The 686-nt window shown below is 63.1% G+C and carries 1 pseudogene; it reads right to left on the minus strand.

Going from position 1 to position 686, the window contains the following annotated elements:
• Positions 1-10: 10 nt before the first annotated feature.
• Positions 11-686 (minus strand): annotated as a pseudogene (locus tag AB6804_RS31920) (IS5 family transposase); the annotation flags it as partial.

Consider the following 686-nt stretch of genomic DNA (forward strand, 5'->3'; position numbering starts at 1 on the left):
AAAGGCCAGTTCAAAAAGCGCGCTCCGTTCGGCTGAAGATGTTCCAGCAGACGAGTGCGCAGGCTAGCTTTAAGAAAGCTTCGTGAATGTCAGCGCGGCGTTCGAAGCGAGTGCGGAGGCGACGGAAACCATGGAGCCAAGAATGAGTCCGTTCGACGACCCAACGGAATTTGCCGAGGCCGCTGCCGTGTTCCGTGCGACGCCTGGCGATAACCGGTTGGATGCCGCGCTCGCGAAGCCGGCGGCGATGCGAGTCAGAATCGTAACCACGGTCGGCGTAGATGACCTTGGGCTTGCGAAGCGGTCGGCCGCGAGTGCCACGAATCGGCGGGATGGCGTCGACCAGCGGAAGCAGTTGGGTGACATCGTTGCGGTTTGCACCGGTCAGAATCGCGCTGACTGGAACGCCGTTGGCGTCTACGAGGACGTGGTGCTTGGAGCCTGGTCGCGCACGATCGGTGGGGTTTGGCCCAGTTTTTGGCCCGCCCCAACGGCTCGCACGGACGATGAATCGACAGCCGCACGTGAGAAGTCGAGCTGGCCCGACTCGCGCAGCTTGTCGAGCAGCAGCCCATGCAACCTGTCCCACACCCCGGCCTGCTGCCAGTCGTGCAACCGACGCCAGCAGGTCGCGCCAGAGCCGAAGCCTAGCCGCGTCGGTAGATGGTTCCAACGGATACCTGTCT

The sequence above is a fragment of the Caballeronia sp. RCC_10 genome (assembly GCF_041360715.1).
Taxonomy (GTDB): Bacteria; Pseudomonadota; Gammaproteobacteria; order Burkholderiales; family Burkholderiaceae; genus Caballeronia; species Caballeronia grimmiae.